Below are 13,325 nucleotides of genomic sequence, written 5' to 3'. Positions count from 1 at the left end.
AGGGCCGGTTTTTTTATGGGTGAGATCTGTGTGAACCCTGTAGGAGCCGGGTCCCACCTTGATCAATCGTCGAAATCTTCCCAGCCACCCATCTGCTTCCACCGATTGACGATGCCGCAGAACAGTTCAGCGGTCTTCTCGGTGTCGTAGCGAGCTGAGTGAGCCTCGCGACCGTCAAAGTCGATGTCCGCTGCCTGACAGGCTTTGGCCAGCACCGTTTGACCGTAGGCCAGACCGGCGAGGGTCGCCGTGTCGAAGCTGGAGAACGGATGAAACGGGTTGCGCTTCATGTCCAGGCGCGCGACAGCGGCGTTGAGGAAGCCCAGGTCGAAGCTGCTGTTGTGCCCGACCAGAATCGCCCGTTTGCAACCGTTGGCCTTCAGCGCCTTGCGCACGCCGCGGAAGATGTCGTTCAGCGCAGTCTCCTCACTCACCGCCATGCGCAGTGGGTGATCGAGCTTGATCCCGGTGAACTCCAGCGCTGCGGCTTCAACGTTCGCGCCTTCAAAAGGCTCGACGCGGAAGAAGTAGGTGTGATCAGGGTAAACAAAACCCTTTTCATCCATGGCGATGGTGGTCGCGGCGATTTCCAGCAGGGCGTCGGTGGCCGAGTTGAAGCCACCGGTTTCTACGTCGACGACAACGGGCAGGTAGCCGCGAAACCGTGCGGCCATCGGGTGACGGGAACCGCCGCCACCGCCTTGACCTTCCTGTTCGTCGTCGAAATGGTCTTCACTCACGCGTGTTCCTCCAGCAGGCGCCAGCGCAGTTTTTCACCGGCGCGCAGCGGGATAACGGTCAGCTCGCCAAACGGCAGGCTGGTCGGGGCAGTCCATTCTTCGCGGACCAGGGTGATGCGATCGGTATTGGCCGGCAGGCCATAGAAGCGCGGGCCGTTGAGGCTGGCGAAGGCTTCGAGCTTGTCCAGCGCATTGCGCTGTTCGAATGCTTCAGCGTACATCTCGATTGCCGCATAAGCGGTGTAGCAGCCGGCGCAACCGCAAGCGGCTTCCTTGGCATGCTGGGCGTGGGGCGCCGAGTCGGTACCGAGGAAGAACTTCTCGCTGCCACTGGTGGCGGCGTCAAGCAAGGCTTCCTGGTGCGTATTGCGCTTGAGGATCGGCAGGCAATAGAAGTGCGGCCGAATCCCGCCCACCAGCATGTGGTTGCGGTTGTACAGCAGGTGATGCGCGGTGATGGTCGCGCCAACATTGGCCGGGGCCGAGTTGACGAACTGCACGGCGTCAGCGGTGGTGATGTGCTCGAACACCACTTTGAGCGTCGGGAAACGCTCGACGACGCGGCGCATGTGCTCATCGATGAAGATTTTTTCGCGGTCGAAGACGTCGACATCGCCGCGGGTGACTTCACCGTGGATCAACAGCGGCATCCCGACTTCGGCCATGGCCTCGATCGCCGGGAAGATCTTGTCGATGCTGGTGACGCCAGAGTCCGAGTTGGTGGTCGCGCCGGCCGGGTACAGCTTGGCGGCGTGAACGAAACCGCTGGCCTTGGCCTCGCGAATTTCTTCAGGCTGGGTGCGGTCGGTGAGGTACAGGACCATCAATGGTTCGAACGGGTTGCCAGCCGGGCGGGCAGCGAGAATCCGCTGGCGATAGCCGTCGGCTTCAGCCGCATTGCGGACCGGAGGGACCAGGTTAGGCATGATGATGGCGCGACCAAAGGTACGCGCGACATCCGCAACGGTATTGGTCAACACAGCACCATCGCGAAGATGAATGTGCCAGTCGTCGGGACGCAGCAGGGTCAGGCGGTCGGACATGAGGGGATTCCAGGCGGGTCAAACTGAGGGGAATGCTACCGGAAAAGACTCTTGCAGGCACTCGCTATCAAGTTTTGCAGGAAGCTTCCGATATCCAACAGGTATGCCGTAAACATCTGTGTGTCGGTCTTTTTGTTGTAGAAGCCAGTGGAGCCTCCCGTGCGCCAGCGTTATTTAGCCTTGCTCAGTGTGTTTGCCAGCCTTCCTGCGATGGCGCTCACTTTCCAGACTCGTCTGGAGAGCATTGAGTGGACGGTCGAAGGTGACAAGTTCGAGTGCCGGTTGACTCAGCCGATTACCGATTTCGGCTCGGGACAATTCGTGCGCCGCGCTGGCGAGCAGGCGACGTTTCGTCTGAATGCCTACAACGCAATGCTGGGCGGTGGCTCGGCCACTCTGTTGGCGGCGGCTGCGCCGTGGCAACCGGGGCGTGGCGACATCAATCTCGGCTCCGTGCGCATCGGCAGCGGTAACGTGCTGTTCAACAGTTCGCAAGCGCAGGCCGGCCGGCTGATCAGCGGCCTGATTGACGGTCGCAGCCCGGTGGTGCGGCATTCTTCGGGGGACGGTCGGGTATCGGAAGTGCGCTTGTTGCCGGTCAAGTTCAACAAGGCGTTTGCCGATTACCAGGGCTGTGTGGCCAAGTTGTTGCCGCAGAATTTCGATCAGGTCAAACAGTCCCAGGTCGGTTTTCCCGACGGTGGCATTGAACTGGATGCGCAGGCGAAAGCCAAGCTGCTGGTGATGCTGGAGTACATGAAGGCTGATCCGACGGTTAACCGTATCGAACTCGACGGCCATTCCGACAACAGCGGCAACCGCCTGACCAACCGGGACTTGTCACGACGTCGAGCACTGGCGGTGATGGAGTTCTTCAAGGCCAACGGCATTCTGGAATCGCAGATCACCCTGCGCTTCCATGGCGAGCGATATCCGCTGGCGCCCAATATCAACAACGCCAACCGTTCGAAAAACCGACGCGTAGCCGTCCGCCTGGAGCGGGGCGCTCCGCCCGAGCAAGTGGCACCGCAAGCCGTAAAACCGGCCACTTCGGCAACTTCCTGACTCGCCGGTCATCGTCGCGCTGTCGACATAATCTGTCGCTTCGTCGTCATAAGCTGTCGCGCCACTGTAAATTATCCTGCATGAGCGGTAGACTTCCCGGCTTTCCGTAGAACCCCGTGGAGTGATGGCATGGCGGACGTAAACAAGGTCGTTCTGGCGTATTCCGGCGGCCTGGACACTTCGGTGATCCTCAAGTGGCTGCAGGATACTTATAACTGTGAAGTAGTGACCTTCACCGCTGACCTGGGTCAGGGCGAAGAGGTCGAACCGGCCCGCGCCAAGGCACAGGCCATGGGCGTCAAAGAAATCTACATCGACGACCTGCGCGAAGAGTTCGTTCGCGACTTCGTGTTCCCGATGTTCCGCGCCAATACCGTTTACGAAGGCGAGTACCTGCTGGGTACTTCCATCGCGCGTCCGCTGATCGCCAAGCGTCTGATTGAAATCGCCAACGAAACCGGCGCTGACGCCATTTCCCACGGCGCCACTGGTAAAGGCAACGACCAGGTTCGTTTCGAACTGGGCGCCTACGCCTTGAAACCAGGCGTGAAAGTGATCGCTCCTTGGCGCGAGTGGGACCTGCTGTCCCGCGAGAAGCTGATGGATTATGCCGAAAAGCATGCGATCCCGATCGAGCGCCACGGCAAGAAAAAATCCCCGTACTCGATGGATGCCAACCTGCTGCACATCTCCTATGAAGGCGGCGTGCTGGAAGACACCTGGACCGAGCACGAAGAAGACATGTGGAAATGGACCGTCTCCCCGGAGAACGCTCCCGACAAGCCGCAGTACCTGGAACTGACCTACCGCAACGGCGACATCGTCGCGCTGGACGGCGTCGAGATGACTCCGGCCACCGTGCTGGCGACATTGAATCGTATCGGTGGCGAACACGGTATCGGTCGTCTCGACATCGTCGAAAACCGTTACGTGGGCATGAAGTCCCGTGGCTGCTACGAAACCCCAGGTGGCACCATCATGCTGCGCGCTCACCGTGCGATCGAATCGATCACCCTGGACCGCGAAGTCGCTCACCTCAAAGATGAGCTGATGCCGAAGTACGCCAGCCTGATCTACACCGGTTACTGGTGGAGCCCTGAGCGTCTGATGCTGCAACAGATGATCGATGCGTCCCAGGCTCACGTGAATGGCGTTGTGCGCCTGAAACTGTACAAGGGCAACGTGATCGTCACCGGTCGCAAGTCTGACGAGTCGCTGTTCGACGCCAACATTGCCACCTTCGAAGAAGATGGCGGCGCCTACAACCAGGCCGACGCTGCAGGCTTCATCAAGCTCAACGCCTTGCGCATGCGCATCGCCGCGAACAAAGGTCGCAAGCTGTTCTGAGACCTTTGAGTGGGTAATGGATGTGTGGCCTCTTCGTTGAAGAGGCCACACATCTGAAATTGGGTTTTTCCTGCCTGATATTTCAACAGCACGATTCTTACCTGGTCACCTCTCTTCCCCCGCGACATCACTGTTACGTGGTGTACGCCAGTGGCATGCTCATTTTATGGCTGTCGCTCCCTGTGAACTCAAATTGTAAACAACAAAAAAAGTGACACCGCGGTGCTTTCTTGTCTGTTTTGCGATTTTGTTTGCGTACTCTGTCAGTGCTTTTTCCGACTCCGAATCTGTGAGCAGCAAAATAACGCGAGCCAGTTTTTCCTGAGGCTTTTGTATTTTCTGAAACAAAGTGCCCAGTTCGATTTTTTCGCGAATTTCACGCGCATCAATAATGTGCAGGCTTTTCGCTGCGTCCGGCAGCTGCATGCTTTTTTCTCCCGGTGAATCCCGCAGGGAGCCAACCTCGTCTGGAGGCGGATGTGCGGTATGGAGGGGGGAGGCCCGTTGCTCGGCTTTTTCAATAGACGCAGCACAGGCGCTGTTTGTGCGATGTTCCATGTCGTCAAGAACGTCTATGAAGTGTTCGCTCTTTTCATAATCCGAGGGTGCGTAAAGCGAGCGATAATTGAAATTCAGCGTGGCGAAGAAAAGAAGAAGTAAATAAAAAGGAAAGCTGATCAGGAACCAGACATAGACTTCTCTTTCTTTATTATCCAGAAAGGGCAAGGTGATCGCTGCCGAAGTTTCGGAAAGTGTTGCGAATATCGCGATAACGGTGATGGGGTTGGTAATTCTTTTTTTGATATTTTTCATGGCCTTTGCTCATGTTGAATTATCTTTCTCTAATGGTTTGTGGGGTAATGGTTGTTGTGCGTTGATTGTTATTTGGGGTTATGGTTTCTGGTGGGTTGTACTCGTGCATGTTTAGCGCAATTAAAATATACGCTATTTGTATGTTGTTGGGTGTTTGTGTTTTTAATAGTCGCTCAGGTTCTGTTTTATTCTGTAAGAAGCGGTGGCATTTTTTGTATGATGTTTCTGTTATCAATATTTACGCTGAAAATATATGTTACGTACAAGAAAATACAAGATTAGGCTGTCGGCTGGATCGTGGGATTGAAGGGCAATGCCCGAGTTTTTTGTTGTAAGTTGATACAAAAAACGCGGAGGAAAACAGACGTACATTTTACTGATACAGTTTTCGTCGGGCTGAGTTCGAGTGATTTTTGTAAGACTAATCCGCGATGGTTGTAGGGAATGTCTCTCGGTGTAGGTGTCCGGGGGCGACGGCATGCCATGGGGGAAACGACTAGGCTATTGTGCGGGCTCTAAAAATTCGAACAGCGAAAATTGGACTTGCCCATGAATAAAGTGCTGATCGTGGATGATCACCCCGTCATTCGTCTTGCGGTACGTATGCTGATGGAACGTCATGGCTACGAAGTCGTTGCTGAAACAGACAATGGTGTGGATGCATTACAACTTGCCCGTGAACAAATGCCCGATATTGTCATTCTGGATATTGGAATACCGAAACTCGATGGGTTGGAAGTTATCGCGCGCCTGAGTTCAGCAGCACTGCCGATGAAGGTATTGATACTGACTTCACAGGCGCCTGGGCATTTCTCCATGCGCTGCATGCAATCGGGAGCTGCCGGGTATGTGTGCAAACAACAGGACCTGACTGAATTGCTCAGTGCAATCAAAGCGGTTTTGTCCGGCTACAGTTACTTTCCCAACCAGGCTTTGCATACCGTACGTGCAAGTTTGGGAAATGCCAGCGAAGCCGATATGGTCGATCGTTTGTCGGGGCGAGAGATGATGGTTCTGCAGCAGTTGGCCAGAGGCAAGACCAATAAGGAAATTGCCGACGGTATGTTTCTTAGCAATAAAACCGTCAGTACGTATAAAACGCGGCTGTTGTTAAAGCTCAATGCGCGCTCTTTGGTCGACCTTATTGAACTGGCTCAGCGCAATGGGCTGGTCTGACGTTGATAACATGCGATAAGCGGGCACTTATCATTGATCAGCGCAAAGTAAAAAGCCTCCATTTCGGGAGGCTTTTAGATGTCATAAGTCAAAATCGTAATCGGCCAATTGCTTTTGCAGTCGGCGCTCCTCCAGCAGATTGTCGATGGTACGGCGTTTGCTCAGGTTGGTTTTGGCTACTTCGACCACCGGCTCGGCGTCATCAGCCTCAACGGGGGTGAAGTCGTCTTCTACGTCCAATTGCTCTTTGCCAGTGCTCATTTAGTTACTCCAGGCTAAGAAGGCCTTTGGGGCACCTTATATCGACAATCTTCTGGCGGGTAAAAAAGATTTTTTCAATCGGTGGATCAACAAATCCAATAGAACCTCAATCGTCCGAGGTCTTGTGCTTGTACTCACACAAGTCTTCGATACGGCAACTGCCGCAACGAGGCTTGCGCGCCAGACACACATAGCGCCCATGCAGAATCAACCAGTGATGGGAGTCCAGAAGAAATTGTTTGGGCACGAACTTCATTAGCTTGTGCTCCACCTCGACGACATTCTTGCCAGGCGCAATGCCGGTACGGTTGCTGACCCGGAAAATATGGGTGTCCACCGCCATGGTCAGTTGCCGGAAAGCCGTGTTGAGCACAACGTTGGCCGTCTTGCGGCCCACACCGGGCAAGGCTTCCAGTTCCTCTCGAGTCTGCGGCACTTCGCCTGCATGGTTTTCGACCAGCAAGCGACAGGTCTCGATCACGTTTTTCGCCTTGCTGTTAAACAGGCCAATGGTCTTGATGTATTCCGACAAGCCTTCAACACCCAGCGCATGAATCGCCGCAGGGGTGTTGGCGACCGGGAACAGCTTTGCCGTGGCTTTGTTGACCCCGACGTCGGTCGATTGCGCCGAAAGAATGACCGCGATCAGCAATTCGAACGGTGAGGAGTAAGCCAGTTCGGTCTTCGGTTCCGGGTTGTCTTCATGCAGCCTGCGGAATATTTCCAGACGTTTTGCAGCATTCATGGGCAGTGCGTTTCCTCGAAGGCGATCATTTTGTAGGTGTTGGGCGATAGGCTTGCCATGCGGCGATCAGCAATCCCAGGAGAATAAACCCGCCGGGCGCCAATGTTGCCAGGCGCAATCCGCCGTCAGCGTTTAGTATCCAACCCTGCCATTGTGATTGCGTCTCGGCCATCAACCACGGCAGATGAATGCCCAGTGTTCCGTAACCCATGAGTTCGCGCAGCAAGCCCAAGCCCACCATCAACGCGCCGAACAATCCATAGGTGCGCAGGCGACTTCGCCAGGTGTTCTGGAAGAATCCGCAGTAATCCAGCACGACACATTGCAAAGCAAGCAGCGCTGCGTAAATCCCTATCTGTTGATGCCATTGTAGCGACCAGACCTGCGCGCCGAGTTCTGCGCAACTGGTCAGCGTTGCGGCAAGCAGCACGCTTGCCCACACATGGGTCGACGGGAGCAAGCGTGGTCGCAAGGCATTGATGCCCAGGCCGAACAAGGTGATCACGACAACGAACATCAGCCACAGGCCCAGCGCAATGACCAGTGAGCCGGTGGCGCCAATGAGCGGCGCGAGCATCAATGAATGGGCCAGCAATGATGATCTACTCATGGGACGAGCTTCCGAGCAGTTGTGGCCGGTGATCATCAAAGTAACGTAGCGCTTCGTGGGTAGCGTTGATCACGGCTCTTGAAGTGATGGTCGCTCCCGCCATCTGGTCGAATTCCCCGCGATCCTTTTTCAAGGCCCAGCCCGGGTCGCCAGGATCGGATCGAGACTTGCCGCTAAACGATTGCAGCCAGGTGTTAGGCCAGTCGGCGATTCGCGCGCCGAGCCCCGGGGTTTCGGTTTGCTTGAGGGTTTTGACGCCAATCAACCTGGCGTTGGCATCGATGGCAATCAGCAGATCGATAGCCCCCGCGTAGCCGAGTGTCTGGCTGCGCAGCAACACGGCGTACGTTTGGCCAGCCTTTGTCGCTCGGTAACCGGCCAGCAGGGTACTGTTGCCCAGTACGGTGTTTTCGAGCGTGAGTGGCTGCTCAAGCGGCTGATTGTCGTAACGCTCGGGTGGTAACAGGTCCAGCAAGTTGCGACTGTCGATCAAGCGCTGCTCGGCGGCGATATGCGATGCACTGTTGTGCTGCGCGAGATAGGTCACTCCCAGGCCTGAAGCGCCCAACAGCGCCAGGATCGCAATGCTCGACGCTCGACTCATGATGCGGTCTGCTCCTGTCTGGCGACAGCAAACCTCTCCAGCGCGGGGACACACAGGTTCATCAACAGCACGGCAAAGGCTACGCCGTCCGGATACCCGCCCCATGTGCGAATCACGTATGTCAGCAGCCCGACGCCGACGCCGAACAACAGGCGCGCAACGGGGCTTTTGGCACCGGATACCGGCTCCGTAACAATGAAAAATGCCCCCAGCATGGTTGCTCCGCTGAGCAGGTGAAACAGCGGCGAACCGTGGGAGTCCGAGCCCGAACCGTTCCAGCACAACAGGCTGATGACGAACAGGCTCGCCAACATGCCAACCGGCGCGTGCCAGCTGAACACTCTGCGTTGCAACAAGAATGCGCCACCGGCCAGGAACGCCAGGTTCAGCCATTCGACACCACGGCCGCCGAAGTGACCAAACGCCGGATTCGCCGAGAACAGTTCGTCCATCGTCAGGCTTTTGTTGATCCGCAAGCTGTCCAGCGCCGTGGCCCGGACCCACGCATCCGGTGCCTGCCCGAAGCCAAAAACCTGTTGTAAACCACTCAACAGGTCCATGCCTTGGGATGACGGCCAGTGGGTCATTTGCTGAGGAAAGGTCACCAGCACCAAAGCAAAACCAAGCATCGCCGGATTGAACGGGTTCGAACCCACGCCGCCATACAAATGCTTGCCGAAGACCATGGCGAACGCCGCTGCAGTGAGGGTCAGCCACCACGGGCAATAGGGTGGCAATGCCAATGCCAACAGGGTCGCGCTGACCAATGCGCTGCCGTCACTCAAGCTCGGTTTGAGTGGTCGCTTGCGCAACTGCAGCATGGCGGCTTCGACCGTCAGCGCGGCGATGCCTGCCAGGCTCAGATTGATCAACACGCCCCAGCCATACAACCAGAACATCATCAGTGTTCCGGGCAGCGTGGCCAGCAGTACCAGTTTCATGGCCTGCCGCAGGCGATCATCCACCGATTCAAGGGGCGGCATGGGCTTCCACCTGGCGTTCGGCGTCGCTGAGCGCACGCTGAAGGGTTTCGATCTGTTCGGTGGAGGCTTCGCTGGTTTGCGCTTTTTTCAGTTCGGCGCGGCGCATGGCCAACTGGATTTTCGCGCGTTTCAGCTCAGCGTCTTTTGTCGCTGCGGCCGGAACTTTCGGGGGCGACATCGGGGCCGGTGGTGCATCGTTTTCCAGCTGAGCCAAGGCACGCTCGGCAGCTTCAAATTGCTGTTGCAGGACGATTAATTGCGACTGCTGTTCAAATGTGGGTGGATGACCGAAGGCTTTCAGCGATTTGTGCAATTGTGCCCGGCTCATCGCGACATCAATCTTGGCTTTTTTCAGCGCCGCATCGGCATTCGCCGTTTTCTGGGCGCGAACGCGTTCGAGCGCCGCTTGTACCGGGTTGAGCGTCGGCTCAACGGGTTGCGGCGTTCGCTGCAGGCGTGTCTGGCGATCGGCAGCCTTCTGTTGTTCTTCGCGTTGCAAACGGGCGTTGCGCTGTTCGAACCGGCGCCGTGCGTGGTTGCGCTTCTGGGCTCGGGCTCGTTGTTCATCCAGGTTGAATGCCAGACCACCGACAATCGGCAGCACCGTTTCCATCGGCAACGGACGCATCTCGATGCAATCCACCGGGCACGGCGCCACGCATAGGTCGCAACCGGTGCATTCGTCGATGATCACCGTGTGCATCAGTTTTGCCGCGCCGACGATGGCATCGACCGGGCAAGCCTGGATGCACTTGGTGCAGCCAATGCATTCGGCTTCGCGAATGTAGGCAATCTGAGCCGGAGCCGAACCACGGCTGACATCCAGTTCCAGCACCGGCACCTTCAGCAGTTCGGCCAGGGCGTTGATGGTTTCGCTGCCGCCCGGTGGGCACTTGTTGATCGGCTCGCCACTGGCGATGCCTTCAGCGTACGGTTTGCATCCGGGGTGGCCGCACTTGCCGCATTGAGTCTGCGGCAGGAGGGCGTCGATGCGTTGAATCAGACTCATGTTTTGATCAGTCCGCTGAATCCGAGAAAGGCCACTGCGATCAGTCCGGCGCCGATCAAATCGATCGCCAAGCCGCGAAAGGGCAGGGGAACATCATTATCAAGTGTGCGTTGGCGCAGGTCGTTGAACAGACCCAGCACCAGCCAGAAACCCAGCCCGGCCCCCAGGCTAAGGGCCGTGGCATGAAACAAGCCTTTGTCGTCCTGAGCGTTGAGCAGTGTCGCCCCCAGAACCCCGGCATTCCCTGCCAACAACAGCCATAGGCCTTCGAAAGAAAGCGTGGGCAGCAACCGTGCAAGCAGATTGAGCAAGGGGCCAATCAACAGAACGCTCAACGGCAGAAACACGAACAGGCGCAGGGCGGTCAGGTCCAGTGGCACCAGCAGCCAATGGAACAGCGCATAACCGAACACGCCTGCGATCAGCATCAGGCACGTGGTCGCAATGCCCAGCGCATGGACTTGCCGCCGTTCGCTGGCTACCAATGGGTCGACGCCCAGCGGCCAGTGCAACACGAGGTTGTTGATCAAGGCTGTGCTGATGAGCGTCAAAAGCGTTTCGGTCATGATCGTCCATATCCGATGCTGGAAGACACTGTAAGCGCTGCCGCAGGCTGCGATCCTTGAGAAAGTCACGATCAAAAGATCGCAGCCTGCGGCAGCTCCTACAAGAACCAGAGCTGATAGATAGTATGGGCCAGACATGAAAATCCCACAGTCGCGCCAGGCACGACTGTGGGATCGGTTCAACGCAGAAACTTACTTGATGCGCTGACCTGGCTTGGCGCCGCTGTCAGGGCTGAGCAGGTAGATTTCTTCACCGCCAGGGCCGGCAGCCATCACCATGCCTTCGGAGATACCGAACTTCATTTTCCGAGGCTTGAGGTTGGCGATCATCATGGTCAGGCGGCCGTCGAGCTTGGACGGGTCCGGGTAAGCGCTCTTGATGCCGGAAAACACGTTGCGGGTCTCGTCGCCGATGTCCAGGGTCAGGCGCAACAGCTTGTCGGTGCCTTCAACGTGTTCAGCCTTGACGATCAGTGCAACGCGCAAGTCGACAGCCGCGAAGGTATCGAACTCGATTTCCGGCGACAGCGGATCCTTGGCCAGTTCGCCATTGCCGGCCGGTGCAGCTTCGCCGGTGTCGGTCTGGCTGGCGGTCAGGTCTTCTTTCGAAGCGTCGGTCATGGCTTGCACCTTGACCGGGTCGATCCGGGTCATCAACGGCTTGAACTCGTTCAGCTGGTGATTGCTGAGCAAGGTTGCGTGATCGTTCCAGGTCAGCGGCGCGACGTTGAGGAACGCCTCGGCATCGGCGGCCAACAACGGCAGTACAGGCTTGAGGAAGATCACCAACTGGCGGAACAGGTTGACGCCCGTGGCGCAGATCGCCTGGACTTCATCCTGTTTGCCTTCCTGTTTGTTCAGCGACCACGGTGCCTTGTCGGCGATCCAGGCGTTGGCACGGTCGGCCAGGCCCATGATCTCGCGCATGGCACGGGCGAAATCGCGAGCTTCATAGGCGTCGGCGATGCTTGGCGCGGCGGCCAGGAATGCGTCGGTCAACTCAGGTGCGGCATTGGTGTCGACCATCACGCCGGCATTGCCCTTGTTGATGAACCCGGCACAACGGCTGGCGATGTTGACGACTTTGCCCACCAGGTCGGAGTTGACCTTCTGTACGAAGTCTTCGAGGTTCAGGTCCAGGTCGTCGACGCCACGGCCCAGCTTGGCCGCGTAGTAGTAACGCAGGTATTCCGGCGACAGGTGATCCAGGTAAGTCCGGGCCTTGATGAAGGTGCCACGGGACTTGGACATTTTCTGGCCGTTGACGGTCAGGTAGCCGTGTACGTTGATCCCGGTCGGCTTGCGGTAGCCTGCGCCTTCGAGCATGGCTGGCCAGAACAGGGCGTGGAAGTTGACGATGTCCTTGCCGATGAAATGGTACAGCTCGGCGGTGGAATCCTTGCCCCAGAACGCGTCGAAGTCCAGCTCCGGCGTGCGGTTGCACAGGTTCTTGAAGCTCGCCATGTAACCGATCGGCGCGTCCAGCCAGACGTAGAAATACTTGCCTGGCTCGTCCGGGATTTCAAAACCGAAGTACGGCGCATCGCGTGAGATGTCCCACTGTTGCAGACCGGCATCCAGCCATTCGGCGATCTTGTTGGCCACGGCGTCTTGCAGGGTGCCGCTGCGGGTCCAGGTTTGCAGCATTTGCTGGAAGTCTGGCAACTTGAAGAAGAAATGCTGGGAATCCTTGAGCACCGGGGTGGCGCCGGAAATCGCCGACTTCGGATCTTTGAGGTCGGTCGGTGCGTAGGTCGCGCCGCATTTTTCGCAGTTGTCGCCGTACTGGTCTTCAGTGCCGCATTTCGGGCAAGTGCCCTTGATGAAGCGGTCGGCCAGGAACATTTTCTTTTCCGGGTCGAAATACTGCGTGATCGAGCGCGTGGCGATGTGCCCGGCGTCGCGCAGCTTCAGGTAGATCTGGCTCGACAGCTCACGGTTTTCTTCGGCGTGAGTGGAGTGGAAGTTGTCGAAGTCCACCAGGAAGTCGGCAAAGTCGGCGCTGTGTTCAGCCTGGACGTTGGCGATCAGTTGTTCCGGGGTGATGCCTTCTTTTTCCGCGCGCAGCATGATCGCCGAACCGTGGGCGTCGTCAGCGCAGACATAAATGCATTGGTTGCCGCGGTGCTTCTGGAAGCGCACCCACATATCGGTCTGGATGTATTCCAGCATATGGCCAAGGTGGATCGAACCATTGGCATAGGGCAGGGCGCTGGTGACGAGGATCTTGCGTGGCTCGGACATGGGGCTCGGCTACTTGATGAAACGGAGGTCGGCCACTATAAAGCGCCGGCGCATATTTTTCACCCTGTGAGCCTGTTTCATTGGATGAGCAGCGAGAGAAGATCAAAAGATCGCGGTCT

14 protein-coding genes are annotated in these 13,325 nt (G+C 57.3%); 3 read left to right on the top strand and 11 right to left on the bottom strand.

Annotated elements, in window-relative coordinates; all coding sequences use genetic code 11:
• Positions 1-62: 62 nt before the first annotated feature.
• Positions 63-740, bottom strand: a complete 678-nt coding sequence (rnt, locus tag KVG88_RS22540; protein WP_056853601.1) for a ribonuclease T — start codon at positions 738-740, stop codon at positions 63-65.
• Positions 737-1,783, bottom strand: a complete 1,047-nt coding sequence (gene pyrC / locus KVG88_RS22535) for a dihydroorotase (RefSeq protein ID WP_150704011.1) — start codon at positions 1,781-1,783, stop codon at positions 737-739. The genes rnt and pyrC overlap by 4 nt, the downstream gene beginning before the upstream one ends.
• A gap of 159 nt (positions 1,784-1,942) precedes the next feature.
• On the opposite strand from pyrC, the gene KVG88_RS22530 reads away from it, so the two are divergent.
• Together KVG88_RS22530 and KVG88_RS22525 are read left to right on the top strand one after the other, a co-directional pair.
• Positions 1,943-2,848, top strand: a complete 906-nt coding sequence (locus KVG88_RS22530) for a flagellar protein MotY (RefSeq protein ID WP_150704010.1) — start codon at positions 1,943-1,945, stop codon at positions 2,846-2,848.
• A gap of 129 nt (positions 2,849-2,977) precedes the next feature.
• On the top strand, positions 2,978-4,195 hold the full coding sequence (locus KVG88_RS22525; protein ID WP_017738284.1) for an argininosuccinate synthase: 1,218 nt from the start codon (positions 2,978-2,980) through the stop codon (positions 4,193-4,195).
• A 159-nt stretch (positions 4,196-4,354) separates the two neighbouring features.
• Here KVG88_RS22525 and KVG88_RS22520 read toward each other — a convergent pair whose 3' ends face one another.
• The gene (locus KVG88_RS22520) at positions 4,355-5,008 is read right to left on the bottom strand and encodes a hypothetical protein (protein WP_217872804.1); all 654 of its coding nucleotides are present in this window, start codon (positions 5,006-5,008) and stop codon (positions 4,355-4,357) included.
• A gap of 549 nt (positions 5,009-5,557) precedes the next feature.
• Here KVG88_RS22520 and KVG88_RS22515 point away from each other — a divergent pair.
• A complete protein-coding gene (locus KVG88_RS22515; RefSeq protein WP_056853598.1) occupies positions 5,558-6,184 on the top strand; it encodes a response regulator transcription factor in 627 nt (208 codons plus the stop codon).
• Between the two features lie 81 nt (positions 6,185-6,265).
• Here the strand turns inward: KVG88_RS22515 and KVG88_RS22510 are convergent, their stop codons facing one another.
• The 8 genes from KVG88_RS22510 to metG form a co-directional block, all read right to left on the bottom strand.
• Positions 6,266-6,445 carry a PA3496 family putative envelope integrity protein gene (locus KVG88_RS22510; RefSeq protein ID WP_007898493.1) on the bottom strand — a complete coding sequence of 60 codons (180 nt, stop codon included), beginning with the start codon at positions 6,443-6,445 and terminating at the stop codon, positions 6,266-6,268.
• A 106-nt stretch (positions 6,446-6,551) separates the two neighbouring features.
• Complete coding sequence (nth, locus tag KVG88_RS22505; RefSeq protein ID WP_217872803.1) at positions 6,552-7,190, bottom strand: endonuclease III; 639 nt, start codon at positions 7,188-7,190, stop codon at positions 6,552-6,554.
• A gap of 25 nt (positions 7,191-7,215) precedes the next feature.
• A complete protein-coding gene (locus KVG88_RS22500; protein ID WP_217872802.1) occupies positions 7,216-7,800 on the bottom strand; it encodes an Rnf-Nqr domain containing protein in 585 nt (194 codons plus the stop codon).
• The gene (locus KVG88_RS22495; protein WP_217872801.1) at positions 7,793-8,404 is read right to left on the bottom strand and encodes an RnfABCDGE type electron transport complex subunit G; all 612 of its coding nucleotides are present in this window, start codon (positions 8,402-8,404) and stop codon (positions 7,793-7,795) included. Before KVG88_RS22495 ends, KVG88_RS22500 begins: the two co-directional genes overlap by 8 nt.
• Positions 8,401-9,387 carry an RnfABCDGE type electron transport complex subunit D gene (locus KVG88_RS22490; protein ID WP_217872800.1) on the bottom strand — a complete coding sequence of 329 codons (987 nt, stop codon included), beginning with the start codon at positions 9,385-9,387 and terminating at the stop codon, positions 8,401-8,403. Before KVG88_RS22490 ends, KVG88_RS22495 begins: the two co-directional genes overlap by 4 nt.
• The gene (gene rsxB, locus KVG88_RS22485) at positions 9,374-10,396 is read right to left on the bottom strand and encodes an electron transport complex subunit RsxB (protein WP_217872799.1); all 1,023 of its coding nucleotides are present in this window, start codon (positions 10,394-10,396) and stop codon (positions 9,374-9,376) included. The genes KVG88_RS22490 and rsxB overlap by 14 nt, the downstream gene beginning before the upstream one ends.
• A complete protein-coding gene (locus KVG88_RS22480; RefSeq protein WP_217872798.1) occupies positions 10,393-10,962 on the bottom strand; it encodes an Rnf-Nqr domain containing protein in 570 nt (189 codons plus the stop codon). The genes rsxB and KVG88_RS22480 overlap by 4 nt, the downstream gene beginning before the upstream one ends.
• Positions 10,963-11,154: 192 nt before the next feature.
• A complete protein-coding gene (gene metG / locus KVG88_RS22475) occupies positions 11,155-13,206 on the bottom strand; it encodes a methionine--tRNA ligase (RefSeq protein ID WP_217872797.1) in 2,052 nt (683 codons plus the stop codon).
• Between the last annotated feature and the right edge of the window lie 119 nt (positions 13,207-13,325).

Source organism: Pseudomonas azerbaijanoccidentalis, assembly GCF_019145495.1.
Taxonomy (GTDB): Bacteria; Pseudomonadota; Gammaproteobacteria; order Pseudomonadales; family Pseudomonadaceae; genus Aquipseudomonas; species Aquipseudomonas azerbaijanoccidentalis.
This window is presented reverse-complemented; position numbering and strand designations above follow the sequence as displayed.

Coding starts and splice junctions, on each gene's coding strand:
- metG (WP_217872797.1), bottom strand. CDS start 13,206: ATGTCCGAGCCACGCAAGATCCTCGTCACCAGCGCCCTGCCCTATGCC.
- KVG88_RS22490 (WP_217872800.1), bottom strand. CDS start 9,387: ATGCCGCCCCTTGAATCGGTGGATGATCGCCTGCGGCAGGCCATGAAA.
- rsxB (WP_217872799.1), bottom strand. CDS start 10,396: ATGAGTCTGATTCAACGCATCGACGCCCTCCTGCCGCAGACTCAATGC.
- KVG88_RS22510 (WP_007898493.1), bottom strand. CDS start 6,445: ATGAGCACTGGCAAAGAGCAATTGGACGTAGAAGACGACTTCACCCCC.
- KVG88_RS22500 (WP_217872802.1), bottom strand. CDS start 7,800: ATGAGTAGATCATCATTGCTGGCCCATTCATTGATGCTCGCGCCGCTC.
- KVG88_RS22515 (WP_056853598.1), top strand. CDS start 5,558: ATGAATAAAGTGCTGATCGTGGATGATCACCCCGTCATTCGTCTTGCG.
- nth (WP_217872803.1), bottom strand. CDS start 7,190: ATGAATGCTGCAAAACGTCTGGAAATATTCCGCAGGCTGCATGAAGAC.
- KVG88_RS22480 (WP_217872798.1), bottom strand. CDS start 10,962: ATGACCGAAACGCTTTTGACGCTCATCAGCACAGCCTTGATCAACAAC.
- KVG88_RS22520 (WP_217872804.1), bottom strand. CDS start 5,008: ATGAAAAATATCAAAAAAAGAATTACCAACCCCATCACCGTTATCGCG.
- pyrC (WP_150704011.1), bottom strand. CDS start 1,783: ATGTCCGACCGCCTGACCCTGCTGCGTCCCGACGACTGGCACATTCAT.
- KVG88_RS22495 (WP_217872801.1), bottom strand. CDS start 8,404: ATGAGTCGAGCGTCGAGCATTGCGATCCTGGCGCTGTTGGGCGCTTCA.
- KVG88_RS22525 (WP_017738284.1), top strand. CDS start 2,978: ATGGCGGACGTAAACAAGGTCGTTCTGGCGTATTCCGGCGGCCTGGAC.